The organism is Flavihumibacter sp. (assembly GCF_036676075.1).
Classification (GTDB): domain Bacteria; phylum Bacteroidota; class Bacteroidia; order Chitinophagales; family Chitinophagaceae; genus Flavihumibacter.
This window is the reverse complement of record NZ_JAKFDQ010000006.1, coordinates 41542-66319: the sequence shown is the minus strand read 5'-3', so window position 1 is coordinate 66319 and position 24778 is coordinate 41542. Positions and strand designations below refer to the sequence as shown.

At 44.2% G+C, this 24778-nt stretch carries 22 protein-coding genes; 12 read left to right on the top strand and 10 right to left on the bottom strand.

The features are described 5' to 3' along the window. Window positions 1-2 precede the first annotated feature (2 nt). Window positions 3-1520 carry a lipopolysaccharide biosynthesis protein gene (locus V6M43_RS00320; protein WP_332732061.1) on the top strand — a complete coding sequence of 506 codons (1518 nt, stop codon included), beginning with the start codon at window positions 3-5 and terminating at the stop codon, window positions 1518-1520. 13 nt (window positions 1521-1533) lie between these two features. Here the strand turns inward: V6M43_RS00320 and V6M43_RS00315 are convergent, their stop codons facing one another. Beyond that, the gene (locus V6M43_RS00315; RefSeq protein ID WP_332732060.1) at window positions 1534-2172 is read right to left on the bottom strand and encodes an MBL fold metallo-hydrolase; all 639 of its coding nucleotides are present in this window, start codon (window positions 2170-2172) and stop codon (window positions 1534-1536) included. Between the two features lie 70 nt (window positions 2173-2242). Between V6M43_RS00315 and V6M43_RS00310 the strand changes: the two genes are divergently transcribed. Further along, window positions 2243-5686: a hypothetical protein gene (locus V6M43_RS00310; protein WP_332732059.1), complete on the top strand. Its 3444-nt coding sequence runs from the start codon at window positions 2243-2245 to the stop codon at window positions 5684-5686. A 2-nt stretch (window positions 5687-5688) separates the two neighbouring features. On the opposite strand, the gene V6M43_RS00305 is transcribed toward V6M43_RS00310, so the two are convergent. Both V6M43_RS00305 and V6M43_RS00300 read right to left on the bottom strand, forming a co-directional pair. Beyond that, on the bottom strand, window positions 5689-5988 hold the full coding sequence (locus tag V6M43_RS00305; RefSeq protein WP_332732058.1) for a winged helix-turn-helix domain-containing protein: 300 nt from the start codon (window positions 5986-5988) through the stop codon (window positions 5689-5691). Between the two features lie 5 nt (window positions 5989-5993). Continuing rightward, complete coding sequence (locus tag V6M43_RS00300) at window positions 5994-6620, bottom strand: hypothetical protein (RefSeq protein WP_332732057.1); 627 nt, start codon at window positions 6618-6620, stop codon at window positions 5994-5996. Between the two features lie 117 nt (window positions 6621-6737). Between V6M43_RS00300 and V6M43_RS00295 the strand changes: the two genes are divergently transcribed. The 5 genes from V6M43_RS00295 to V6M43_RS00275 are packed head-to-tail and all read left to right on the top strand — an operon-like array spanning window position 6738 to window position 13677. Then, on the top strand, window positions 6738-9263 hold the full coding sequence (locus tag V6M43_RS00295; protein WP_332732056.1) for a DUF5686 family protein: 2526 nt from the start codon (window positions 6738-6740) through the stop codon (window positions 9261-9263). 48 nt (window positions 9264-9311) lie between these two features. Next, the gene (glpK, locus tag V6M43_RS00290) at window positions 9312-10823 is read left to right on the top strand and encodes a glycerol kinase GlpK (RefSeq protein WP_332732055.1); all 1512 of its coding nucleotides are present in this window, start codon (window positions 9312-9314) and stop codon (window positions 10821-10823) included. Further along, complete coding sequence (locus V6M43_RS00285; protein ID WP_332732054.1) at window positions 10801-12417, top strand: glycerol-3-phosphate dehydrogenase/oxidase; 1617 nt, start codon at window positions 10801-10803, stop codon at window positions 12415-12417. Before glpK ends, V6M43_RS00285 begins: the two co-directional genes overlap by 23 nt. 1 nt (window position 12418) lies before the next feature. After that, on the top strand, window positions 12419-13135 hold the full coding sequence (locus V6M43_RS00280; protein WP_332732053.1) for an MIP/aquaporin family protein: 717 nt from the start codon (window positions 12419-12421) through the stop codon (window positions 13133-13135). Between the two features lie 29 nt (window positions 13136-13164). After that, a complete protein-coding gene (locus tag V6M43_RS00275) occupies window positions 13165-13677 on the top strand; it encodes a RidA family protein (RefSeq protein WP_332732052.1) in 513 nt (170 codons plus the stop codon). On the opposite strand, the gene V6M43_RS00270 is transcribed toward V6M43_RS00275, so the two are convergent. Continuing rightward, on the bottom strand, window positions 13678-14865 hold the full coding sequence (locus V6M43_RS00270; protein WP_332732051.1) for an aspartate aminotransferase family protein: 1188 nt from the start codon (window positions 14863-14865) through the stop codon (window positions 13678-13680). Window positions 14866-14945: 80 nt separating this feature from the next. Here V6M43_RS00270 and V6M43_RS00265 point away from each other — a divergent pair, with 80 nt between their 5' ends. From V6M43_RS00265 to V6M43_RS00250, 4 genes are all read left to right on the top strand, one after another. Next, a complete protein-coding gene (locus tag V6M43_RS00265; protein ID WP_332732050.1) occupies window positions 14946-15485 on the top strand; it encodes a gamma carbonic anhydrase family protein in 540 nt (179 codons plus the stop codon). Between the two features lie 61 nt (window positions 15486-15546). Beyond that, a complete protein-coding gene (locus tag V6M43_RS00260; protein WP_332732049.1) occupies window positions 15547-15720 on the top strand; it encodes a hypothetical protein in 174 nt (57 codons plus the stop codon). Between the two features lie 41 nt (window positions 15721-15761). Then, window positions 15762-16094 (top strand): DUF3630 family protein, encoded by a 333-nt coding sequence (locus V6M43_RS00255; protein WP_332732048.1) that lies wholly within the window; start codon window positions 15762-15764, stop codon window positions 16092-16094. 117 nt (window positions 16095-16211) lie between these two features. After that, window positions 16212-17447 (top strand): PQQ-dependent sugar dehydrogenase, encoded by a 1236-nt coding sequence (locus tag V6M43_RS00250; RefSeq protein WP_332732047.1) that lies wholly within the window; start codon window positions 16212-16214, stop codon window positions 17445-17447. A 68-nt stretch (window positions 17448-17515) separates the two neighbouring features. On the opposite strand, the gene rsgA is transcribed toward V6M43_RS00250, so the two are convergent. Genes rsgA through V6M43_RS00225 form a run of 5 tightly spaced genes read right to left on the bottom strand, consistent with a single transcriptional unit; the run spans window position 17516 to window position 22362 of the window. Beyond that, window positions 17516-18442 (bottom strand): ribosome small subunit-dependent GTPase A, encoded by a 927-nt coding sequence (gene rsgA, locus V6M43_RS00245; protein WP_332732046.1) that lies wholly within the window; start codon window positions 18440-18442, stop codon window positions 17516-17518. Between the two features lie 34 nt (window positions 18443-18476). Next, on the bottom strand, window positions 18477-19487 hold the full coding sequence (locus V6M43_RS00240; RefSeq protein ID WP_332732045.1) for a vWA domain-containing protein: 1011 nt from the start codon (window positions 19485-19487) through the stop codon (window positions 18477-18479). Between the two features lie 5 nt (window positions 19488-19492). Beyond that, on the bottom strand, window positions 19493-20458 hold the full coding sequence (locus V6M43_RS00235; protein ID WP_332732044.1) for a hypothetical protein: 966 nt from the start codon (window positions 20456-20458) through the stop codon (window positions 19493-19495). Window positions 20459-20464: 6 nt separating this feature from the next. Then, window positions 20465-21334, bottom strand: coding sequence for a DUF58 domain-containing protein (locus tag V6M43_RS00230; protein ID WP_039135180.1), 870 nt, complete (start codon window positions 21332-21334; stop codon window positions 20465-20467). Between the two features lie 26 nt (window positions 21335-21360). Further along, window positions 21361-22362: an AAA family ATPase gene (locus tag V6M43_RS00225; RefSeq protein ID WP_332732043.1), complete on the bottom strand. Its 1002-nt coding sequence runs from the start codon at window positions 22360-22362 to the stop codon at window positions 21361-21363. 144 nt (window positions 22363-22506) lie between these two features. On the opposite strand from V6M43_RS00225, the gene V6M43_RS00220 reads away from it, so the two are divergent. After that, on the top strand, window positions 22507-22980 hold the full coding sequence (locus tag V6M43_RS00220) for a lipocalin family protein (RefSeq protein WP_332732042.1): 474 nt from the start codon (window positions 22507-22509) through the stop codon (window positions 22978-22980). An 87-nt stretch (window positions 22981-23067) separates the two neighbouring features. Here V6M43_RS00220 and V6M43_RS00215 read toward each other — a convergent pair whose 3' ends face one another. Then, window positions 23068-24777, bottom strand: a complete 1710-nt coding sequence (locus V6M43_RS00215; RefSeq protein WP_332732041.1) for an NAD+ synthase — start codon at window positions 24775-24777, stop codon at window positions 23068-23070. Window position 24778: the final 1 nt, after the last annotated feature.

The following is a 24778-nucleotide window of genomic DNA, read 5'->3' as shown; positions in this document are numbered from 1 at the left end:
TTTTGAGTGAGATAAAAAAACTGGCTGGTCAAACACTCTGGTATGGCGTACCCACCATCGTTAGCCGCTTCCTCGGCTACCTGATGAATATGGCCCTGCCCTTTCTGTTTTTGCAACCGGCAAAAACAGCCGATATAACCCAGGTTTATGCTATCATCCCTTTCCTGAATGTGCTCTTCACCTATGGAATGGAAACAGCTTATTTCCGATTCTCGCAGGAAAAGGACAAGCAACATCTATATAACACATTATCTGTTTCACTGTTCGTTACCAGCATCATCTTCACACTGGCGCTATGGCTGAACAGGGGTGTACTGGCAGAAGCGGCGAGCCTTACAGAACATCCTGAATATATTACCCTGATGTGTGGTATCATCCTTTTTGACACTCTGGCAACCCTGCCATTTGCCAGGCTGCGGCAGGAAAGCCGGCCAAGGCGTTATGCTTTTGTAAGGGTGGCAGGTATCATTGTGAACCTGCTCATCGTCTTCTTCTTCCTTGGTTTCCTGCCTGGTTATGTAGAGCGTAATCCTGATAGTCCGCTGCGACTTATCCTCAACCTCGATATCGGCATTGGCTGGTACCTGATCGGCAATTTGCTGGGAAGTATCGCCACTTTCCTTTTGCTGATTCCTGAATTACGTTCGGTTCGATGGGAGTTTGATACCGCCCTGTGGAAAGAAGTAATGAAATACAGTTACCCCCTCATCATCGTTGGATTGGGTGGTATGATCAATGATATGTTGAGCCGGCTGGTATACCAGCATGTGGTTGACCTTCCTGCGGAGGAGGCAAAGCACCAGCTGGGTATTTTCGCCAATGTGTACCGGCTTGCTGTTCTTGTCACCATAATGATACAGGCCTTCCGCATGGCGGCAGAGCCCTTTTTCTTTAACCAAAGCAAGCAGGAAGGCGCCCAGAAATCCTATGCCCGCGTGATGAAATTCTTCGTGATCGCCTGTTGCTTTATGTTCCTGATGATAGGTCTTTATCTCGACCTGCTTAAATGGATCATAACACTGAAATCGGAAGCATGGGGCGAAGCCATGTATATCGTTCCCATTCTTGCGATGGGTAATATTTTCCTTGGCATATATTATAATCTGAGCATCTGGTACAAACTCACCGGCAAGAATTTATATGGCGCATATATAACAATTGGCGGGGCCATCCTTACCATTATTCTCAATATCATTCTTATTCCTAAACTCCAATACCTCGGCGCAGCACTTGCTACTTTCAGTTGTTACCTGCTGATGATGGTGGCCAGCTATGTATCCGGACAAAAATTTTACCCGGTACCCTATGCCACCAAAAAACTGGTTTCTTACCTGGCGCTGGTAACGATCATATTGCTGGTTCATCGTGGAATCCTGTATTTCTACAACCCGCTATGGTTTAGCATACTGACAGGAAGTATTTTACTACTGGCTTTCCTGCTGTTTGTGGCAAGAGTGGAAAAAAAAGAATTAGCCTCCTTTGGCGCATTTGGTCAATGGGCAGGAAGAGTGATCGGGTGATCGTAAATGATTTTCAGGTCAAAAACGGGTTACCACGTTTCTCCTCTCCTATAGTTGTCGGTTCTCCATGACCGGGATATACTTTCACCGCATCCGGAAGGGTGAACAATTGCGTACGTATACTGTTCAATAATTGCTGGTGGTTACCTCCGGGTAAATCGGTACGGCCAATGCTCCTTCGGAAAAGGACATCGCCGCCAATGACAAATTGCTGTGACGATGAATAAAAGCATATATGTCCGGGTGAATGCCCGGGTGCTTCCAGAATCGAAAGCTGGTCGGCACCGAGGGAGATCATTTCCCCCCCTTTAATAAAATGAAGGGGACCATCATAATTGCGGAAAGGCAGATTCCATCGACTACCCGCTTCCGGCGCATAATCCAGCACGATTTTTTCTGCGGGATGAAGGTGGAGTTCCAGTTTCCAGGTCTGGTGAACAAAATGGTTGCCGAAAACATGATCGAGATGGCAATGTGTATTGAGTAGAAGTTTCGGTGTGAGTTTATGTTTGGTGATGAATGACCGAAGTTCAGACTCCTCCTGCTGGTCGTAACAGCCGGGGTCAATGATTATACATTCACCCGTTTCATTATAGAGCACATATGTGTTTTCCATAATGGGACTAAAGACAAAAGACTGTATTGTTAACATAGCTCTATTATTTTAAGTGGATTAGGGGGATAAGCCTGAAAACCATAATTTTAGACCACAATCATTGGGTATGCAATTTCCGAAGAATCTTGCTCTGATCATCATCCTTTCCCTGCTGAATACTTTCAACCTGGCCTATTCCCAGGTGAACACGGTAGAATTTGGAAAAAACAGGGTTCAATACAAAAATTTCAAATGGCAGTTTTATCAAACTGACAACTTTAATACATATTATAGCCAGAACGGTGAGCCATTAGCCAAGTCTGTAGCTCAACTCGCAGAGATAGAGCTTCCCGAAATGGAGACCTTCATGGAATATGGTCTCCAGCGACGCACCAATATTGTTGTCTACAATAGCTTCAATGACTTCCAGCAAACAAATATCGGTCTAAAGACTGACGTGGCAGTGAATGGAGGAAATACCCAACTGGTGAATAATAAGATGGTTATTTATTATAACAGCGATCATCTTCATTTACGCAAACAGGTACGCCAGGGTATTGCCCGTGTGTTGCTCGACAATATTTTATTCGGAGATGACCTTGGTGAATTTGCAGCAAACCAGGCCCTCCTTGATCTGCCAAAGTGGCTTACCGATGGATTTGTTTCCTATGCAGCGGAGAACTGGAGCACCGAACTGGATGACCAGTTGAAATCAGCCATGCTATCAGGAAAGTATCGCAACTTTTACCAGTTTGCTTATGAGCAGCCTAATCTTGCGGGACATGCATTCTGGCGATATATAGAAGAAGTTTATAAAAAGGAGAATACCAAATACTTCCTCTACCTCGCAAGGTTATACCGCAATCTGAACGGTGCTTCCAACCGCATTGCCAAGATGAAATTCAAGGCATTGCTCAATGAAGTAATGACCTATAACGAGTCGAAATATTCAAAGGATATCAGGGGCAGGCGTAATAATCCGAAGGGGTCTATGTCTGTTGTGGAAGAGATAGACAAGAATACTGATTTCTACAACTTCACTCCCAATCCGGCCCCGCGCAGCCAGAGCTATGCCGTTGTTGAATACAAGAAAGGCCAGCAATGTGTGATCTACTATGAAGATTATACAACTAAGAAAGTGCTGCTCCGCAATGGAGTGAGAAACCTGGAAGCCCGCCAGGATCCGCATCTGCCGCTGCTTGCCTGGAATGGAAAAGGTAATAAGCTTCTTGTGGTGTATAGTTTTGAAGGGAAGCTCAGGATGTTTACCTATGACATTTATTCGAGGATCAAGGCTGATAAACTGGTGCTTGATTTTGAACAGATACAGGACGTTAAATACATGATTGATGATAACACTTTGTTGCTGAGTGCAGTAAAGAATGGTCAGTCTGATATCTATACCTTCAAGATCGATCGGGAACGTGCAGAGCAGATCACCAATGATATTTATGATGATCTCGATCCTTCCTTTGTGGCATTTCCCAATAAAGCTGGTATACTCTATTCATCAAACCGGCCATCGGTAAATGCGGTAAGTACAGATACAGTGCTGCCATCCAACTACCGGTATAATATTTTCCTGATCGATAATTTCAACAAGTCTGAATTCAAGCAGATCTCGCAGATGAGCAACCTGAAATATGGCAATGCGAGATATCCCACGCAATACAATACGTCCCACTTCACATTTGTTGCAGATGAGAATGGGATCAATAACCGTTTTGCAGGATTCTTTTCAACGGAAAGGGTTGGTGTAGATACTATTTACCGCATCGGTGATGATGTACTCCGCAACCCTGAATACCGCGACATAGATTCATTGCTGAAGTTCTATGACAAGGTTGAACCTGATACAATATTCACGCTTTCCATCACCAATGATTCGGCCTATGTATTCCCGATCACCAATTACCAGAGTGGTTTAGTGGAAACAAAATCTGCCGGTGATATGGACCAGGTAAGTGAGGTGCGCCAGGAAGGAGATTTGAAATTCCTCTACAAGCTGAAGGTGGATGAGAACACATTACGCAAGCGGAATATCAACCCGAGGCCAACAGATTTTCGCCGCCGAACAATTGATGAGGCCAGGCTTGCCGCAGGTAATGCATTGCAGTTCCAACAACCTGAAGTTGCTGACACAAGTAATAAGGTGATCTTCGATACTGAATTTGATAATGAGCCGGTTGATACCAGTGCGGCAGCCCGTGCTGCGCTTGAGGCAGAAGAACAGCAGCCATCCATACTTAAGAAGGCAGGAAGGTTTCAATATCGACTGAAGTTTTCAGTAGACCAGGTAACCGGTTCACTGTTTAATAATGATGTGCTGGTAACCAGGTATGAGTCTTATACAGGTTCCCTGCCTGTAACCAACAGTTCCAATAATGGCTTCAATGGAATGTTCAAGGTGACGGTTTATGACCTGATGGAAGATATTCGCTTTACAGGAATGCTGCGTTCACCTTTGATCAATACAGCCGGACAGGGTATTCCTGTACAGGTTGGTGATCCCAATATATTTATACCCGGATCACAGTCGCTGTTCAATTCCGGTTCGGAGTATATGGCAAGGTTTGATTACCTGAAGAAGCGGGTGGATTATTCGGCAATGTATTATCGCCGTACGGATGTGGGTTCAACGCCTTTCCAGAACACAACACTTGCAGTGCCGGCCAAGCTCTTTACAAACCTCTACCAGTTAGGAATGCGTTATCCGCTCGACAGGGTAAGGAGTATACGCCTTAATACAGGTGTTCGTCTGGACAAGGTAGTTACCAAATCAATTGTTGAACTACCGCAAACCGTAGGTGTGCCTGATAGCAAAAGGACCTATGGATTGGTACGTCTTGAATATGTACATGATAATGCTGTTGAGAAAGCCACCAATATCTGGAACGGACTTCGTTACAAGGTATATGGAGATTTCAACATGCAGATCAGCAAGCTTGCAACATCAGATGGACGCAATACATTTAATGTTGGTTTTGATGCACGATACTACTACCCTATCTTCCAGAACTTCATCTGGGCAGGTAGAGCAGCGGGAGATTTCTCCTGGGGTAATCGCAAAATATTGTATTACCTGGGTGGACAGGATGGATGGCTGTTTCCAAAGGCCAATACGGATGAATTGCCACAGGATCCTACGTATGCATTCCAGGCACTTGCCGTTAATATGAGAGGCTTTAACCAGAATATTGCCAATGGTAATAATGCGGTTGTGCTTAACAGTGAATTCAGGTTCCCTGTGTTCACCACTTTGCTGAAGCGTCCAATCAACAATGCTTTCCTGCGTAATTTCCAGTTGGTACAGTTTATCGATTTGGGGTCTGCCTGGAATGGTTCCTATAATGGTATCAAGCGACCCGACAGGATCTACCGCGATAATCCATCTGATCCCATTTCTGTGCGCATAAAGGCTGGTGGTATCGGACCTTTTGTAGGCGGTTATGGCTTTGGTGCAAGAAGTACTTTACTGGGATATTTTATGCGGCTTGATACCGGATGGGAGATGAACGGCATATTTAAAGGGAAGCCGATCTTTCATTTCGCACTGGGAGTAGACTTCTAGAATCAACCAATAGATCTGATCATTTTCTCAAGGGCGTCAAGGTGAAGTTTAAAAGCCTTTTCGCCTGCTTTTGTTATACTATACATGGTATTGGTCTTCCTACCTATAAATCCTTTCTGCACTTTAATATAGGCGTTCTCTTCCAGGGTTTTGAGATGGGTGGCAAGGTTACCATCGGTCACTTCGATCAGTTCTTTCAGCTCGTTGAAATTCACGGAATCATTAACCATGAGTGCACTCATGATACCCAGCCTTATACGGCTGTCAAATATTTTATTCAGATGCTCAATGGGATTCTTCATTATCCTTACTTATTCCTTTCGTATTTCCACCACATTGCGATACCATAAATGATGTGTAACAGTCCAAATCCGATTGCCCAGAAGATGATTGCATACTCCGTAAACCAGAGGCTGATGATGCCTGTCAATAATTGTGCATAGCCCAGGAAACGGATCTCTCCAAGGGTATATTTACTTCCATTAAGCAAGCCGAGACCATAGAATATAAGGGATGCAGAAGCCACAAGTTGATACTCTTCCAGTTGTATCAATCGCAGGATAAATGCCCCACCCACTGCCATGGGAACCAATGTGCTCCAAAGAAGTTTCCTGGCGGAGTTGCCCCAAATGGCAACACCATCCCGCTTACTACGGATATAGGTAAAAATAAATGCTGCAAAAACAGCGGCAGCAAAAACGCCGGCAGCTATCCAGATAAGATTATTGCGAAGGCATTCAACACATTGGGCAACTTCACTATTTCCATTTGAATGGTAGTCGCCCATTGCCTCATATCCAAGCCAGGCGCCAATTATAGCGCAGAGGCCGGCAGCAATTCCACTCCAGCCGCTGAGGCTGATGAAGCGGCTGCTCCTCTCCATTATTTTGCGTATATCCTCTAGGGTTTCAATGCCACTGTGAGTACTGGTCATAAAAGCACTTTGAAAATCAAAGTAATAGAAACTATTTCACATCTCAAAATATTCCCCATTAACACAACTGTTAAAGTAATATTGACGTTATCCAACTTGTATTATTTTTGCATTTCTATGAATTTTAGTCCCAAAAGCCGCCGTGTATTTGGGGTGCTGCTTACTTTGCTGATAACCTTATTCGCCAATGCGCAAACCAAAACCATTCGGGGATATGTAAAGGATAAATTGAGCGATGAACGCATCCCTTTCGCCTCATTGAAATTCATCCGGTCTCAACAGGGGCGGTTGACTGACTCTGCCGGCAGTTTTATTTTTCGATTTGATGAATGGCCTGTCGATAGCCTTGAAATTACATATGTAGGATACCAGGATGTGCGGATCGGTATAAGTCCGGAGATCGCCCACGCCCTCTCAAAGGGAGATGAAAATTCCATTGAACTTATCGTGAATATGGAAAGGGGTAAGTTTACAAGTGAGGTGGTGGTGAAGAGAAAGATCGACCGTGGATACCTTATGTGGAAGAGGATCGTGAAGCGAAAACCAATGAATGACCGCTATCGTTTCAATTCTTTTGCCTACGAATTATATAACAAACTGGAGCTGGATATAAACCGCATCAACAAAGACAAGATGAAGGACTTTGGTCCGCTGCGTCCATTCGGTTTCATTCTTGATAATATTGATACTTCTGAGGGTCAACCCTTTCTGCCCGTTTATCTTACTGAAACCTTATCAGAATACTACTACCAGAAATCACCTCGTCGTACACGTGAATGGATAAAGGCGGTAAATACCAAGGGCGTTAATAATGAAAGTGTGAGCAAGTTCCTGGGTGGTACAGACCAGGTCATCAACTTCTATAATAATTTCATCCCCGTATTTGATAAGGAATTTGTTAGTCCGATCAGCGACAATGGCGACGCATATTACAATTACAAAGTACTCGATACACAATATGTTGCCGGGCAACGACTGATACATATGGTATTTAGTCCAAAGCGTAAAGGGGAGAATACTTTTGAAGGCGATTGCTGGGTGCATGATCCAACCTGGGCAATACAGAAGATGACCCTGCATCTTCGTCGCGATGCCAATATTAATTTCATTGATAAGCTCAGCCTGATCCAGGAGTTTAAAATGATCAATGACAGTACCTGGTTTCTGGTGAAGGATAAATTCGTTGCAGATATAGCCCCTATCGGAAAAACAAGATTTGGTGTCATAGGCCGGAAAACCGCAACCTATAAAGACATTGTGGTAAATGAGCAATATATAAGGGATACGATAGCCCGTAATAAGGTACAGAGTGAGGTGCATTTCCTACCTGGTGCGCAACAGAAAGCAGATAGTTTCTGGGCAGGCTCGCGGCATGAAGAACTCAGTAAAAATGAGAAGGCAATTTATGCCATGATAGATACCCTGCAGAAGATGCCACTCTTTAAAAGATATGTGAGTACTATCAACTTCCTCGCCACTGGTTATAAGAATGTTGGGAATTATGAGATAGGTCCGTGGTTTAACTGGGCTACTGCCAATGCATGGGAAGGATTCAGGATGCGCTTTGACCTGGGAACAAATCCAAAGTTCAATAAGGACCTGTTCCTGCATGGCTATCTGGCATATGGATTCGGCGACCAGCAATTCAAATATAAGCTGGAAGGAAAATATCTTTTCAGCAGATCGCCGCGTTCATATATCCATGCCAGTTATACCAAGGATCTTGATAACGGCCAGGTTTATTATGATGAGATCAGCACCGACAACATCTTTGCACTGGCGATCCGGAAGCAGGGAATTCCTATCAAGTTCATGCAGATCCAGGAAGCCAAGCTGGAATACTTCAAGGAGTGGACACCTGGCATTTCGGCAACCATAACTGCTACACAGAAAAATTTTGACCCACTGCAGAATCTCCCGCCAAAATCATTATTCATCAATAATGGTGGCAAGGGCCAGGCACTTCATAATTTTGAAATGGGCTTACGACTAAGGTTTGCCTACAATGAGCAGTTCTTTGAAACAAATTTCAACCGCTACAGTTTAGGAAGCGCCTTCCCTATTCTTGAATTACAATATGCCAGGGGATTACCTAATGTTTTCAATAGCAATTACAGCTATGACAGGCTCTATGCAAGTGTTTCAGATTATATGAAGATAGCTCCCTATGGAAGTCTGTACTATAACGTATTTGCAGGCAAGACCAATGGCACCCTGCCCTATATGTTATTGAATGTTATGCCCGGCAACGAGATCTACTATTACAACAAATATGCTTTCAACCTGATGGCGAGGTTTGAATATATCAGTGATCGGTATGCGGGATTTAATGTGGAGCATAATTTTGGCAACGGGATATTCCGGTATATACCCCTCACACGGAAATTGAAGTTCAGGCAATTCTGGAGTGCGAAAGCTATTACGGGAGGCATCAGCGATGCCAATAAAGCGCTCAACTTCAACAATACTTATAACCAGTTCAAGGATCTTGATGGTAAAGTTTACATGGAGTTAGGAACAGGTGTAGATAATATCTTCAAGGTATTCAGGCTCGACTTTGTATGGAGAGTATTACCAAGGCCACTTCCTGTTGAGTCGGTTAGCCGCTTTGGCATCTTCGGCAGTTTCAGGCTCGCATTCTGATATTCTCATGTGTTTTTTGCTTATCTTATTCTGCCAAAACACATTTGCATGCCGGAGAAGTTTATCATCTCGCTCGACCAGGGAACTACCAGTTCAAGGGCCATTCTTTTTGACAAGAATGGAATGATCTGCCAGGTAGCACAGAAAGAATTTACGCAGCTATACCCACAGCCGGGATGGGTTGAGCATGATGCAGAAGAAATCTGGGCATCACAGTTTTCTGTACTGGCGGAGATCATTGCAAAAGCATCCCTCACCACAAGTGATATTGCTGCTCTTGGCATAACCAATCAAAGGGAGACAACGGTAGTTTGGGATCGAGCAACATCAAGACCATTATATAATGCGATAGTTTGGCAAGACCGCAGAACCGCTGCTTACTGTGACCAGTTAAAAGCAGACGGACTTGAACCGATGATTCAGGAAAAAACAGGGCTTGTTCTGGACGCTTACTTTTCGGCTACAAAACTCAAATGGATACTCGATAATATCAGCGGAGCAAGGGAAAAAGCCGTTAAAGGAGAGCTCGCGTTTGGCACAATAGACAGCTGGCTTTCCTGGAAACTTACCAATGGCAAGGTACACGTCACCGATGTTTCAAATGCATCCAGAACAATGCTCATGAACATCAATACCTGTGAATGGGATGATGAACTGTTAAAACTTTTTGATATACCCGCATCGGTCTTACCTGAAATTATACAGAGCAGCAGGATATATGCGGTAAGTGAGGCCGTTGTTAAAAACGCCAATATCCCATTAGCAGGAATCGCCGGCGACCAGCAGGCTGCCCTGTTCGGACAGCAGTGCACTCAACCCGGAATGGTTAAGAATACTTACGGCACAGGATGCTTCATGCTAATGCATACGGGGGAAAAAATTGTAAGGTCGACCAATAATCTTCTTACAACTGTTGCATGGAAAATCAATAACAGGGTTGAGTATGCAGTGGAAGGAAGCATATTTATTGGAGGTGCCGTGGTACAATGGCTAAGAGATGGACTGCATCTGATCAGGTCCTCCGCTGATATAGAAGAACTTGCGGGAAGGGTAAAAGATACTGATGGAGTTTATATTGTTCCGGCTTTTGCCGGACTGGGCGCACCACACTGGAACCAGCATGCACGTGGTACTGTATTCGGTCTTACAAGAGGCACAGGCAAAGCTCATATAGCAAGGGCATGCCTGGAAAGCATTGCCTACCAGACCATGGACGTGCTTAAGGCGATGGAGTCAGATGCAGGGCTACCTATCCGCGAACTTCGCGTTGATGGTGGAGCCACAATAAATAACCTGCTTATGCAATTCCAATGTGATCTCCTGCAGGTTCCGGTAGTACGTCCGGAGGTATATGAAACAACGGCGCTGGGAGCAGCCTATCTCGCCGGCCTCGGGGTAGGCTACTGGGAAAGCGTAGCCGATATACAGCAGCAATGGAAAGCCGATAAAACATTTATTCCTGAACATAGTGCTGCTGAAATGGAAGGGGGAATCAATCAATGGAAACGTGCCATTCGTGCCAGTATAGCATGGGCCGATGATGGTACAGGAATCCGATAAAACAAAAACATTTCTCTCCATGCTTCGTGCGAAAATGATCAGTGAAATGAAAGCAATATCCCAATGGGATATATGCATAATTGGTGGCGGTGCAACAGGATTGGGCATAGCCATTGATGCAGCTTCAAGAGGATATAAGACAATTCTCGTAGAGCAGTATGATTTTGCGAAAGGCACATCATCAAGATCAACCAAACTGGTGCATGGCGGCGTCAGGTATCTCCAGCAGGGCAATGTAAAACTGGTACTGGAAGCGCTTAAAGAAAGGGGGCTACTTCATAAGAATGCTCCCCACCTTGTAAAGGACCAGTCATTTCTTATTCCCAATTACAAATGGTGGGAAGGTCCTTTCTATGGACTGGGCTTAAAAATATATGATTGGATGGCAGGTAAGCTGGGGCTTGGTCCATCCGTGATATTATCACGCGAGGAAGCATTGCAACATGCACCAACACTTGACCAGGAAGGATTAAGAGGTGGTGTGCTATACCATGATGGACAGTTTGATGATGCCCGCCTTGCCATCAATATGGCGCAAACGGCCGTTGAACAAAATGCCGTTGTGATCAACTATATGAAGGCCGGGCAGCTGATAAAAAAAGATGGAAAGATTGAAGGCATTAGAATTACGGATCAGCTGAACGGTGATGAATATACGCTGATGGCAGGCACTGTCATAAATGCGACCGGCGTTTTTACAGATATACTTCGAAAGTCGGATGATGCTTCCAAATCAGCAGTCCTTTCCTTAAGCCAGGGAACACACCTGGTTGTTGATAAACATTTCTTACCGGGTGATACTGCAATCCTGATTCCGGAGACTTCTGACGGCAGGGTATTATTTGCAGTACCCTGGCATAATAAGCTCATCATCGGTACTACTGATATACCCGTATCCTCCCCTTCTGCAGAGCCCATTCCCAAAGAAGAGGAGATCAATTTCATCCTCGACAATATTGGTAATTACCTCGAGCATGAGCCAAAACTAAGTGATGTGAGATCTGTATTTTCAGGACTAAGGCCACTTGTAAAAGGGGATGCTGAAAATACTGCAGCATTATCGCGCGACCATTATATTGAGCTCAGCGAAAGCGGACTTATTAGTATTACAGGAGGCAAATGGACCACCTACCGAAAAATGGCGGAAGATGCATTGAAGGTTGCCATAGAGGCAAAGATGATCCCGGACAGGCCATGCAAAACGGAATTACTCCCAATACATGGGGCTCTCAAAAAGGTAGATTATTCAGATGCTGCCTATTATTATGGTACTGATCTGGAGAAGATCCGAGCAATAGAAAACGATCAGCCCCTGATGGCAGAAAAGATCCATGAAAATCTGCCTTACACGAAGGCGCAGATAGCCTGGGCGGCACAAGAAGAAATGTGCATGACTGTTGAAGATGCCCTCAGCAGGCGAACAAGAGCCCTCTTGCTTGATGCGCAGGCAGCCATTGAGGCCGCGCCTTTGGTGGCATCTATTCTGGCTTCTGAATATGGTTATTCCAATGCATGGATAGAAGATCAGATCCATCAATTCAATCAAACAGCTTCACATTATTTACCAAACCCGGTACCAACCAATTCAAACTAATATGATGCATCCTTACCTGGCAGAATTCATTGGCACAGCTATCCTCATTGCTTTCGGAAATGGTGTTGTTGCGAACGTGCTTTTAAATAAATCGAAAGGACAGAATGGGGGATGGATCGTGATAACCTTCGGTTGGGCCATGGCGGTATTCGCGGCGGTGTTTGCCGTATCGAAATATAGCGGAGCACACCTGAATCCTGCTGTTTCTATCTGCCTTGCCATGACCGGAAAATTCAGCTGGAATGATCTGCCTTTCTATGTACTCGCACAGGTTGCTGGTGCATTTACAGGCTCGGTGCTGGTTTGGCTCTCCTACCGTAACCATTTTGAAATAACTGAAGATACGGGTGCCAAACTTGCGATCTTCTCCACCGGCCCGGCAATAAGGCATCCCTTAAATAATCTGATCTCAGAAACAATAGCTACAACAATCTTCCTTTTTCTGGTACTGCTTATCATCTCCCCCACCAATAGTCTGGGCGCGCTGGATGCACTTCCCGTGGCATTGGTAGTACTCGCCATCGGTCTTTCACTGGGTGGCACAACAGGTTATGCCATTAATCCGGCGCGGGATCTTGGCCCGCGTATAGCACATGCAGTATTACCAATAGGAGTTAAAGGAAGCAGCGACTGGCGATATGCGTGGGTGCCCATTACCGGCCCGGTACTTGGTGCCGCATTAGCGTCTTTATTATATATGGCCATCGGTTTGAAATAGAAAAACAGCCTCATTTAAAAACACTCGGTATGAAACGGATCCTCTTATTCATTCTGCTGCCCGCATCATTGATTGCATCAGCACAAACGCCGGAAGAAAATCTGAAAAAAGCAGGTGTTACTTTACAGGCGCCTAAAAAACCAGCAGGTAATTATGTAAATATCGTTCAGACCGGTAAGCTTCTATACCTGGCAGGGAAAGGCCCTACCAGAGATGATGAGAGTTTGATCACTGGTAAACTGGGCAAAGATCTAAGTATAGAACAAGGATATGATGCTGCAAAACTTGTAGCGATAAATCATATTGCGGTGCTTAAAGATTATCTCGGTGACCTAAGTAAAGTGAAACGCATCGTGAAAGTTTTGGGGATGGTGAATTCTGCCGGAGAGTTTTATGACCAGCCGAAAGTAATGAATGGTTATTCAGATTTCATGGTGACCATTTTTGGTGAAAAAGGGAAACATGCCCGGTCATCTGTTGGCATGAATTCACTACCCAATAATATTGCGGTTGAAGTGGAGGTGATCGTGGAGGTGGAATGATCAGTTTTCCATCTCATCCAAAACAGAGAGAATAATACTGCATGCTTTTGCGATCTGTTTTTTTGATATAGTCAGCGGAGGTGCTATACGCAGGCAATCAGGTGCAAAAAGGAACCAGTCGCTCAATAAACCCTTGTCGAGGCATTTATCGATTACCCTTTTATTGGTTTCGAAGCTGTCAAATACCACGGCCATCAGGAGTCCACGAGACCTTACTTCTATTATCCGGCGATGATGCAGAAGTTCACGGAACAATATCTCTTTTTCATACACCTTTTCTATCAGTTTGTTATCCAGCAACACCTTCATGGCTGCCATCCCCGCCGCACAACAAACAGGATGCCCCCCGAATGTGGTGATATGCCCAAGTACGGGGTTCAGCGTAAACATATCCATCATTGCTTTATCGGCCACGAATGCACCTAAAGGCATCCCGCCTCCAAGCGCTTTTCCCAGTAATATTATATCAGGCACAATATCGAAATGCTGGAATCCCCACAACATACCTGTGCGACCGAAACCGGTTTGAATTTCATCCATGATAAGCAGTGCACCGGTTTCAGAACAGCGTTTGCGGATTGCCGTTAACCAGGCATTCAAAGGAGCATTGATGCCAGCCTCTGCCTGGATGGATTCCATAATAACGCAGGCAGTTTGTTCATTGATCTGGTCTATCACGGAAACATCATTATAAACCAGATGCTGTATTCCCGGTAATAAGGGACGGTAGGCATTGCGCCAGTATTCATCGCCCATTACGCTCAAGGCACCCTGTGTGGAACCATGATAGGAATTCTTAAAGGAAATGATATTGGTACGCCCGGTAACTCTTTTGGCAAGTTTCATAGCGCCCTCAGTAGCTTCTGCCCCTGAATTGGTGAAATAAATACTATTGAGTGAAGGTGGAAGATTATCTGCCAGTAGTTTAGCATATTGAACCTGGGGCGATTCTACAAATTCGCCATAAACAAGCAGGTGAAGATAATCGGCCGATTGCCTCCGAATGGCTTTAATCACTTTTGGATGACAATGCCCTACATTACAAACACTGATTCCTGATATAAGATCTATATATTTTTTTCCCGCCCTGTCTTTCAATATCACCCCCTTTGCTTTGACTATCTCCAGTGCCATGGGTGCAGGAGATGTTTGTGCAACATGCTTCAGGAATACCTCGCGCTGATTCATAATAATTCTATTAAGCAAAGATCATGATATTTGTAGATCATAAATCTTACTTCTTACCTCTTAAATCTTAAATCTCCCTTATGGCTTTAATATTACATGTAGAAGGGATTTATCCCAAATTTGGTTCCGACTGTTTCATTGCACCCAATGCAACCATTGTGGGCGATGTTGTAACCGGTGATCAATGTAGTTTCTGGTTCAACTCGGTAGTGCGTGGGGATGTCAACAGCATTCGCATGGGCAATAAGGTTAATGTACAGGACGGTGCAGTGATCCATGCAACATTTCAGAAAACAAAAGCGATCATCGGCAATAATGTTTCCATTGGACACAATGCTATTGTTCATGGCTGCACCATCCATGATAATGTATTGGTTGGAATGGGATCCATTGTAATGGATAATGCGGTTGTTCATAGCAATACTATTATAGCTGCAGGTGCCGTGGTATTAGAGGGCACCATTTGTGATGCGGGTAGCATTTACGCCGGAGTGCCAGCCAAAAAAGTGAAGGATATCTCCCAGGACCTGATACATGGCGAAATTGACCGTATCGCCAACAACTATATAAGGTATTCAGGATGGTTCCGCAACCAGGTGGAAGGATTGGAAGGAGTTTAACAATCAGCACCAACTCTGGCATACTATTTTCAATCTACTAACGTTATTAAATAAAAGTGATATGAGATCTGTCCGTTCAGGTTTATTCCTTCTTTCAGCTGTTTTGGTGCTGGGTATGGCATCCTGCAGTGTTTTCAAGCCCAAAACCGGGTGTCCGGCCAATGGGAAAGCAGTTGGTGCCGAGCGTTTGATGAGTGGGGAGAAGGTACCAAAGGCTAAAAAGTTTAAAGCCTGAGGATTGCCGCCCCCTTAAAACCGTTACCTAAATCCTACTATATGTGCCCCGTACTCCACACTCACGACGGCTTCACGGAAGCCGTGATCGATGAAGATGGCGGACTGAAACGATTTTACGAAGTTGCCAACCTGCTCGCAGAAGAACTTAAAATCAGGTTCATCAACAAACTTGATGACTTCGATTCACTGATCTGGGACTTCAGCTATAAAGGTCATCCACTTAGTCTCCACTACAATATTTACACTGGCATTTGCCTTTATCCAAAACAGGCTCAAAAGGCGATAGCGAAAGAAAACAAGGCAGTTGCCGAGGTGGCAAGTTTCCTGGAGTCAAAACTCTGGGTTAACACTGCTAAGAAATATATATCCTGATATTGATTCGGGCTCTGCCAGGGCACTGCTTTTGCATTGATTCATAATTACTGAACAGCAATATTGATTAATTGTTAAGTTTACACCTGTAACCAATTGTCAACAATTATAGTGATTATGAATAAGATAGCATTTATGCTTGCTACGGGTATAACCCTGATAGCATCAGCCTGTAGTTCCCAAACCGGTACCACCACGCCCACAGTTACCACAGGAGGTGATACTATTCTGGCACCGGTTGAAACAAAATCCCCCAATACCAATTACAAACCAGCCTTTGCCGGGCAAACACGTATAGCGGGAGTTAAAACAAAAACCGCCTATGAAGGCAAGGTCATAGGAAGCGGACTTAAAAGTCCCTGGGCAGTAATCAGCCTCCCCGATGGAAGATTACTGATCAATGAAAAAAGTGGCACCATGCGGATTGCCACTACCGCTGGCGAAATCAGTCCGGCTATTACAGGCCTTCCCGCCGTCAACTCAAAGGGACAAGGCGGATTACTGGGACTTGTTCTTGACCCATCATTTGCTACAAACAGAACGATATTCTGGACTTTTTCTGAAGACACTGAGGGAGGCTCACTTACATCAGTGGCTAAGGGCCGGTTGTCAGATGATGAAAAAACGATTGAGAATGCTACCGTAATTTATCGTGCAGCGCCGGCATATAAAGGAACCCTCCATTATGGATCGCGAATCCTTTTTGATAAAACAGGAAATATCATTTTTAGCACAGGAGAAAGAAGCGACAAAGAAACCAGGCCGCAGGCACAGGACCTCAAATCGGGATTGGGAAAAATCATCCGTATTACTCCTGATGGTAAGCCAGCTCCCGGTAATCCTTTCCTCGATAATGCCAACGCAAGGCCGGAAATTTATTCCTATGGCCATCGCAATGTTCAAAGTCTTGCTTTCCATCCCGTAACCGGTGATCTCTGGGAAGCCGAATTCGGACCAAGGGGGGGTGATGAACTGAATCTTATCCAACCAGGAAAAAATTATGGATGGCCAGTTATAACTTATGGTATTGAATATTCTGGTGGCTCCATCGGTGATGTGATCCAGCAAAAAGAAGGAATGGAACAGCCTGTTTATTATTGGGATCCTGTTCTATCTCCAGGGGGTATGACCTTCTACACAGGTGATGCGATTCCGGAGTGGAAGAATAATCTTTTCATAGGTGGCCTCAGCAGTACACATATTGCCCGCCTTGTGATTGAAAATAATAAAGTAGTTGGTGAAGAAAGAATTTTGCCAGGTGTGGGAGAAAGATTCAGGGATGTTACACAGGGAAAGGATGGTGCACTCTATGCAGTTACTGATGGTGGAAAACTATACAGGATTGGAAAATAAAATAGAAAATAAACTATAAGGATTTCATACAACAGAGACCTGTACCTTAAATGGTACAGGTTTTTTTATCAGTAATTCTTATCATCAATGCTATCAAGAATGGTGCAATAACTAACGTAGCGATCAATGCTAATCTCGCCTTTATTAACTGCTTCTTTCACTGCACAGCCAGGCTCATTCATATGCAGGCAATTGTTGAACTGGCAATCATTTATAAGCTTTCGCATTTCAGGGAAATAGTGAGAGAGTTCCTGGCGGGCAATCCCAACCAGTCCCAGTTCGCGTATACCGGGAGTATCGATTATGCTACCTCCTCCCGGTATGTCAAACATTTCTGCGAATGTGGTAGTATGAAGACCTTTACCACTCCAGCCACTCACCTCCTGGGTGCGGAGTGCCATATCAGGAAACACTGCATTTATAAAAGTTGATTTACCCACACCGGAATGTCCGCTGATAAGGGTTGTTTTATTATGAAGCAAATCTCGCAGGTCTTCTGTACCTATGCCATCTTTCACACTTATAAGAAGCGTCTTGTAGCCAATGGCAGTATACACTTCCTCGAGTTCTGCATACTTTTCCATTTCTTTATCGCGGTAAATATCCGCTTTATTGAATACGATGATAGCCGGGATATGATAGGCCTCAGCGGTGATCAGGAAACGATCGATAAAACCCTGGGATGTTCTGGGTTCGCGTAAAGTGGCAAATAGTAATGCCTGGTCGAGATTGGAAGAAATGATATGATGCTGCACTTTCCGATGGGGTGAAACCCGGGCAATATAGTTTACACGGTCATGTATAGCCGTAATAGTGACAGTCTTCTCCCCTTCATTTTCATGCTCAACATCTACCCAGTCGCCCACTGCAATAGGATTGGTGGAAGTGATGCCATCGATCTTAAGAATACCCTTGATACGGCCATTATATTGATTGCCGGCCTCATCTTTGAGGATATACCAGGATCCCGTACTCTTATACACTCTAGCCTTCATGATAAAAATTCTCTGCGAATGTACTTCAATCCACTTAAGGAAACTTACGCAGGATGGTAAGGCGGAGCAACCACTCCAGAAACAGGAAAACAATGGCCGCCAGTGCCAATGGCAAAAACTTCTCTGTATAGCGTCGCATAGCGCTAACTTCTATCGTAGATTTTTCAAGCTGGTCAATTTCCTCATAGATATTTTCAAGACTTTCATTGTCCTGCGCCCTGAAATAGCGCCCTCCCGTTTCATTAGCGATCTGTGTAAGCAGCTTTTCATCAATATTTACTTTCTCCCTTTGCATCTGTACGCTGCCATCGTCGGCCTGAACAGGTATGGGTGCATACCCGTCGGTTCCAACTCCAATTGTATAGACCCTGATACCAAGTCTTTTGGCGATCTCTTTAGCAGTTACGGGAGGTATTTGTCCGCCATTGTTCTCTCCATCAGTAAGCAGGATCACCACCTTGCTCTTTGCCTTGCTGGTTCGTAACCTGTCTGAACTTGTAGCCAGTCCCGACCCAATGGCTGTACCATCTTCAAGTAGTCCACTTTGGATACCATATATCTGGCTTTTAAGCACTGCCTTATCTGTAGTAATTGGACAAATAGTAAAACTTTCACCAGAAAATATAACCACTCCCACCCTGTCGGTTTTACGTGAGTCAACAAACTCCGCAGCAACCTGCTTGGCAGCTTCGAGGCGATTTGGCGAAAAATCCTGGGCCAGCATACTTCCGCTTACATCAATACAAAGAATGATATCCACTCCTTCACCGCTTACCTGTTCTTCATCAAACCGCGTTTGTGGCCTCGCCAGTGCGAGAATAATGCAGGCCAGTGTCAGTAGTCTCAGAATAAAAGGGAGATGGTAAAATTTTCTTTTCCATCCGCTACGTGATTTTTCCAATACACTAGTAGAAGATACCACCATTGCCGCACGGCGATTGGCCTGCTTTTTCCAGTACCATAATACAAGTAAGGGCAATAGCAGGAGCAACCATAACATCCATGGCCAGGCAAAATTGATACTATCGAAATACCTTGTTATCAAGTATCCTAATTTTTATTTTGTTTTAATTGTTCCTGACGAATGGCTTCCTGTCTTTTTAAGGCCTCTTCCTGCAGGAAAGACTCTTCCACTATCCTGATGGTTGAATGTATATCATCATACACTTTATGCGTCTCCTGAACATCAGGAAGATATTTTGCAAACTTAACCGCATCAGCCAGCCTTAGCGATTGCGCAAGACGATAAACAGTCTCTACATCCAACCGCTGTTTAACTGCAACAACAAGCTTTTCATTAGAACTATCCGGAGAATTTACAAGGTTGCGTTCACGGAAATAATCACGAAGTATGTCGTTAATCCGGATATAATAATTTTTTAAACCAGGGGCATCAAGGGGATCAGAACCCCTCATTGCTGAAAGCGCTGCCATGGCCTTTTCAAAGGGCGAGATCGTAACAGATGGAGCTGTATCACCCTGCTTTGAATTTCTACGGCGCCGCAAATACCAGATCAGGGCCGCTATTGCCAGTATGGTAGCTACGGCAATTATATAATTAATGTACATGGGCTCTACCTCGGGTACATCTATTATATCCTTGATGTCATGATAGGGTTGGTTAGCTTCTACAGGAGTATAGCCAACTTCGATACTGATCGAATCGGTGAGGTAGCGACTATTGTTAACCGTTAGGGACATTCTAGGGATTACCAGGCTGCCGGAATCGAAGGAAGTAATAATAAGCATCTGGCGGTAGAGATTACCAGATACACCGGTTGTTGTATCAACAGGTGCACGGTCAACATATTCAAACGATGGAATGGAATCGGTCCGGAACCATTTCAACTCAGAACCCGCAGGAACCTCGGCTTCTAATTGCAGCACTATATGTTCACCTATGAGTATCCTATCCTTATTTACAGATGCCTTCACGCGAATATCCTGCGCCTGTAAGGGTATACAGGCAACCACTACTAACAGGAATCCAATTGTTGCAATAGCTTTTTTAAACATCTTGTTCTAACTTCTTCCTATAAAGAATTTCTGCAGCACTTTCACATAATCTTCCTTAGTAGATATATGAAGCAGATCACATCCCGCACGCAGGAATACCTGCTTGCACCATTCGGTATGACGGAAGAATTCTTCCTGGTAGGATTTTCTTACTAAATAATCATTACTGTCAATACGCACAAGTTTGCCGGTCTCCGCATCTTCAACATCCAATAGCCCAACTTCAGGGAGTTGAACATCCATGGGATCATATACTTTGATTCCAATTACATCATGCTTCTTTCCGGCAACTCTTAAGGCATCTGAAAATCCCGGGTCTAAAAAATCACTCAATACAAAGAGGATCGACTTCTGCCGGGTTGTGTTGTTGAAATAACGAAGGGCTGAAGCAATATCAGTTCCCTTCTTCTTGCCTTCCAGTGTCAGTAATTCACGCACAATGAAGAGCCCATGATCACGACCTTTTTTTGGAGGGATATATTTTTCGATGCCATCACTAAATAGAACAGCTCCTGCCTTGTCATTATTACTAATTGCAGAAAATGCAAGTATGGCACCAATCTCAGTTACCAGGTCCTTTTTTCTTGCATGAACTGTTCCAAATAAGGAGCTGGCGCTAATATCCACCAGTAACATCATGGTGAGCTCGCGTTCTTCTTCAAAGAGCTTACTGAATGTAGTATTGAATCGTGCAGACACATTCCAGTCTATAAAGCGTACATCATCACCGGCATGATATTCCCTCACTTCTTTGAACGACATACCCCTACCCTTAAACGCACTATGGTACTCGCCCGTAAAAAGGTGACGCGTCAGTCGCTTGCTTTTGATCTCAAGCTCCTTTACTTTCTTTAATATTTCTGTAGTAGTCAACATAATTCTTACCTCTTACCTCTTACCTCCTATGGCACCTGTATAGCTCCCAATATATCTTCGATTATCTGTTCTACATCTACATTTTCGGCTTCAGCTTCATAGGTAAGTCCAATTCGGTGACGCAATACATCTTTCGAGATCGCCTTCACATCATCAGGAATCACAAAAGCACGCTTCGACAAATATGCATAGGCTTTTGATGCAAGTGCGAGATTAATACTGGCACGCGGCGACCCGCCATATGATATCAGTGGCTTTAACTTGGCAAGTCCATACTCATCTGGCTGTCTTGTTGCAAAAACGATATCCAGGATATATTGCTCGATCTTTTCGTCCATATATATCTTGCGGGTCAATTCTCTTGCCTCAAGAAGTTCGCTGACGGTAACTACCTGTTGAACTTTGGGAGTTTTCAAACCCTGCACATTCTGGCGGATAATCATTTGCTCCTCTGCCTTGGTAGGATAACCAACGATTACTTTCATTATGAATCGATCCACCTGTGCTTCAGGTAATGGATATGTTCCTTCCTGCTCTAAGGGGTTCTGAGTAGCAAGCACCAGGAAGGGCTCCTCAAGTGGATAGGTACTATCGCCGATGGTTACCTGTCTTTCCTGCATTGCCTCCAGAAGCGCACTCTGCACTTTTGCAGGGGCCCGGTTGATTTCATCAGCCAGGATGAAATTGGCGAAGATCGGACCCTTCCTCACAACAAATTCATTCCTCTGTTGGTGATAGATCATCGTACCGATCACATCGGCGGGCAGAAGATCAGGGGTGAACTGGATCCTGCTGAAATGCGCATGCACTGCCTGTGCCAGTGATTTAATGGTTAGGGTCTTAGCAAGTCCGGGTACACCTTCCAGCAGAACGTGTCCATTGCTAAGGAGGCCAATTAACAGGCGGTCTAACATGTGCTGCTGACCAACAATGACCCTGCCCACTTCATCTCGAAGGCGATCAATAAATACTGCCTGGTATTGGATTTTCTCATTTAATTGACGGATGTCTTCCGAAGTAGGCAACATAGCTGAAATTTATTTATGCAAAATACGAACTCTAAATAAGCAATTCCTCTGCCAAGATGTGCAAAACAGATGCCAGTGGTAATATTTATCTTTAATCACAATAAAACCTCTGAATTTATGTTATTAGTATCAAAATCCACCCTTATGATCAAAAGCATACGGAACCCGTTGCTTTTATTGGCTTGCCTTGTGTCCTTTGCCCTGCTCTCCTGCAGCAAGAACGACGATGGTCCCTCCAAATCAAGGACCGAACTACTAACGGTAAGCGCCTGGAAAATCGCCAGTGTAGGGATTGATTTAGATAAGAATGGCACTATTGACCTGCCCTATACACTGGAAGCCTGCGAAAAAGACAATACTTACAGCTTTCATACAGATGGTCATGGCGAAGCAAATGAAGGTGCTGCCAAATGCGACCCGGATGACCCGCAAACATCAGCCTTTAGCTGGTCATTCAAAGACAATGAAAAAATACTTAGCATCACATACCCTGGTTCTGTGTTATCCGGCGATACCAATATCAAAAGTCTGAGTAGTTCAAAGATGGAAATATTCCTGGATACTACAGATCCTGATTCAGGATTTGCAGTGAGACTATACGTTACACTAACGCATTAATATAATAGCAACGCTATATCTTTTTTTATCTGCTGATTTCATAAACAAGCCCCTGCATTTCTATGCGGGGGCTAAATTTTTTGCCGACTAACTTAAATACTTGCCTACAATGGGCATTCGTCTTCCTACTCCAAATGCTTTTGAACTCACCCGAATAATGGGACAAAACTGGTTGCGCTTATACTCATTGGTATTGACCATCTTTAAAACCCGGTTCACGAGGGCTTCATCAATACCCATTGCAATAAGCTCCTGCGGACCATTTCTCCTTTCTATATACTGATACAATACTTTATCTAATATTTCATATGGGGGAAGACTATCGCTATCCACCTGCCCGGGTCTCAACTCTGCTGAAGGAGGCTTTACAAGTATATTATTTGGGATGACCTCCCGCTCACGATTGATGTACTTTGCAAGAGCAAATACCTGCATTTTATACACATCTCCCAACACGCTGAGTCCACCTGCCATATCTCCATAAAGCGTTCCATAACCTGTTGCCAGTTCGCTCTTGTTGGAAGTATTAAGCAATATATATCCAAACTTATTTGAAATTGCCATCACGAGGTTACCCCTTGTTCTGCTTTGAATATTTTCTTCTGCAACACTGAAAGGCAAATCGTTAAAAACTGGTTTAAGCGATTCAATAAATGCCTCGAATACAGGAGCTATGGGGATGATATCATATGGATTATTGAGGTTCTTACTCAGTTTTACAGCATCGTCTACTGAATGACCTGTAGAGAATTGAGAAGGCATCAGAATTGCTCTTACATTTTCTGCACCAAGGGCCTCACAGGCAAGCGCAAGAGTTACGGCACTGTCAATGCCCCCACTGCTTCCAAGTATCGCTTTGCTGAAACCCATCTTATTGAAGTAATCGCGGATGCCCAGCACCAGCGCTGTATGGATTTGCCTGATATTATTTTCATCACAGAGATAATCAATGATCCTCGTAAAATCATTAACCTTTGAAACACGCATCTCCTTATCCAGCTTTCTCATTGATTTTTCGGTGCCTTCAGCCCGGGGTGCTGACTTTGATATGTCAATCACAGCAAAATCTTCTTCAAAATATTTCATCTCCCTGATCAGTTCTCCGGATGAATCGTAAACAAGGCTGCCGCCGTCAAAGACTATCTCTGTTTGCGATCCCACACAATTACAATAAACCATCGGCATCTTGTATTTGAGAACATTTGCCCTCACTACTTCCTTTCTGTCTTCATCATGATCATAATCAAATGGGGATGCTGATATATTGATCATCAGGTCGGGATGCTGAGGCATTAGCTGGTCCATGGGAGAAATCCGGTATAATGGATTTTCACTCAATGCCCATATATCTTCACAAATGGTCAAGGCTATTCGCCTGCCTTTAAATGGGATAACATTCCATTCATAACCAGGTTCAAAATAGCGGTACTCATCAAACACATCATAGGTTGGAAGGCAGGTTTTATGTGCCACGCCCTTAACCTCGGTTTCATGAATGAGCCATGCCGCATTAAAGAGATCCTTTCCCTCCCGAACCGGATTGATGGCGGGTGAACCAATGATCACTCCAATATTATTTGTGTGAGGCTTTATATCTTCTATGGCAGAATGACATTTATTGATAAAGTCTTCGAACTCAAGGAAGTCGCGGGGCGGATATCCACAGATACTGAGTTCCGAAAATACAACAAGGTCAGCTCCCTCCTGCTCAGCCTTTTTGATTGCATTAATGATCTTCTCTGTATTAGCGGAGAAATTTCCGATATGATAATTCTGTTGTGCCAGTGCGATTCTCATC

Coding starts and splice junctions, on each gene's coding strand:
- V6M43_RS00315 (WP_332732060.1), bottom strand. CDS start 2,172: ATGTTAACAATACAGTCTTTTGTCTTTAGTCCCATTATGGAAAACACA.
- V6M43_RS00310 (WP_332732059.1), top strand. CDS start 2,243: ATGCAATTTCCGAAGAATCTTGCTCTGATCATCATCCTTTCCCTGCTG.
- V6M43_RS00305 (WP_332732058.1), bottom strand. CDS start 5,988: ATGAAGAATCCCATTGAGCATCTGAATAAAATATTTGACAGCCGTATA.
- V6M43_RS00300 (WP_332732057.1), bottom strand. CDS start 6,620: ATGACCAGTACTCACAGTGGCATTGAAACCCTAGAGGATATACGCAAA.
- V6M43_RS00295 (WP_332732056.1), top strand. CDS start 6,738: ATGAATTTTAGTCCCAAAAGCCGCCGTGTATTTGGGGTGCTGCTTACT.
- glpK (WP_332732055.1), top strand. CDS start 9,312: ATGCCGGAGAAGTTTATCATCTCGCTCGACCAGGGAACTACCAGTTCA.
- V6M43_RS00285 (WP_332732054.1), top strand. CDS start 10,801: ATGATGGTACAGGAATCCGATAAAACAAAAACATTTCTCTCCATGCTT.
- V6M43_RS00280 (WP_332732053.1), top strand. CDS start 12,419: ATGATGCATCCTTACCTGGCAGAATTCATTGGCACAGCTATCCTCATT.
- V6M43_RS00275 (WP_332732052.1), top strand. CDS start 13,165: ATGAAACGGATCCTCTTATTCATTCTGCTGCCCGCATCATTGATTGCA.
- V6M43_RS00270 (WP_332732051.1), bottom strand. CDS start 14,865: ATGAATCAGCGCGAGGTATTCCTGAAGCATGTTGCACAAACATCTCCT.
- V6M43_RS00265 (WP_332732050.1), top strand. CDS start 14,946: ATGGCTTTAATATTACATGTAGAAGGGATTTATCCCAAATTTGGTTCC.
- V6M43_RS00260 (WP_332732049.1), top strand. CDS start 15,547: ATGAGATCTGTCCGTTCAGGTTTATTCCTTCTTTCAGCTGTTTTGGTG.
- V6M43_RS00255 (WP_332732048.1), top strand. CDS start 15,762: ATGTGCCCCGTACTCCACACTCACGACGGCTTCACGGAAGCCGTGATC.
- V6M43_RS00250 (WP_332732047.1), top strand. CDS start 16,212: ATGAATAAGATAGCATTTATGCTTGCTACGGGTATAACCCTGATAGCA.
- rsgA (WP_332732046.1), bottom strand. CDS start 18,442: ATGAAGGCTAGAGTGTATAAGAGTACGGGATCCTGGTATATCCTCAAA.
- V6M43_RS00235 (WP_332732044.1), bottom strand. CDS start 20,458: ATGTTTAAAAAAGCTATTGCAACAATTGGATTCCTGTTAGTAGTGGTT.
- V6M43_RS00230 (WP_039135180.1), bottom strand. CDS start 21,334: ATGTTGACTACTACAGAAATATTAAAGAAAGTAAAGGAGCTTGAGATC.
- V6M43_RS00225 (WP_332732043.1), bottom strand. CDS start 22,362: ATGTTGCCTACTTCGGAAGACATCCGTCAATTAAATGAGAAAATCCAA.
- V6M43_RS00220 (WP_332732042.1), top strand. CDS start 22,507: ATGATCAAAAGCATACGGAACCCGTTGCTTTTATTGGCTTGCCTTGTG.
- V6M43_RS00215 (WP_332732041.1), bottom strand. CDS start 24,777: ATGAGAATCGCACTGGCACAACAGAATTATCATATCGGAAATTTCTCC.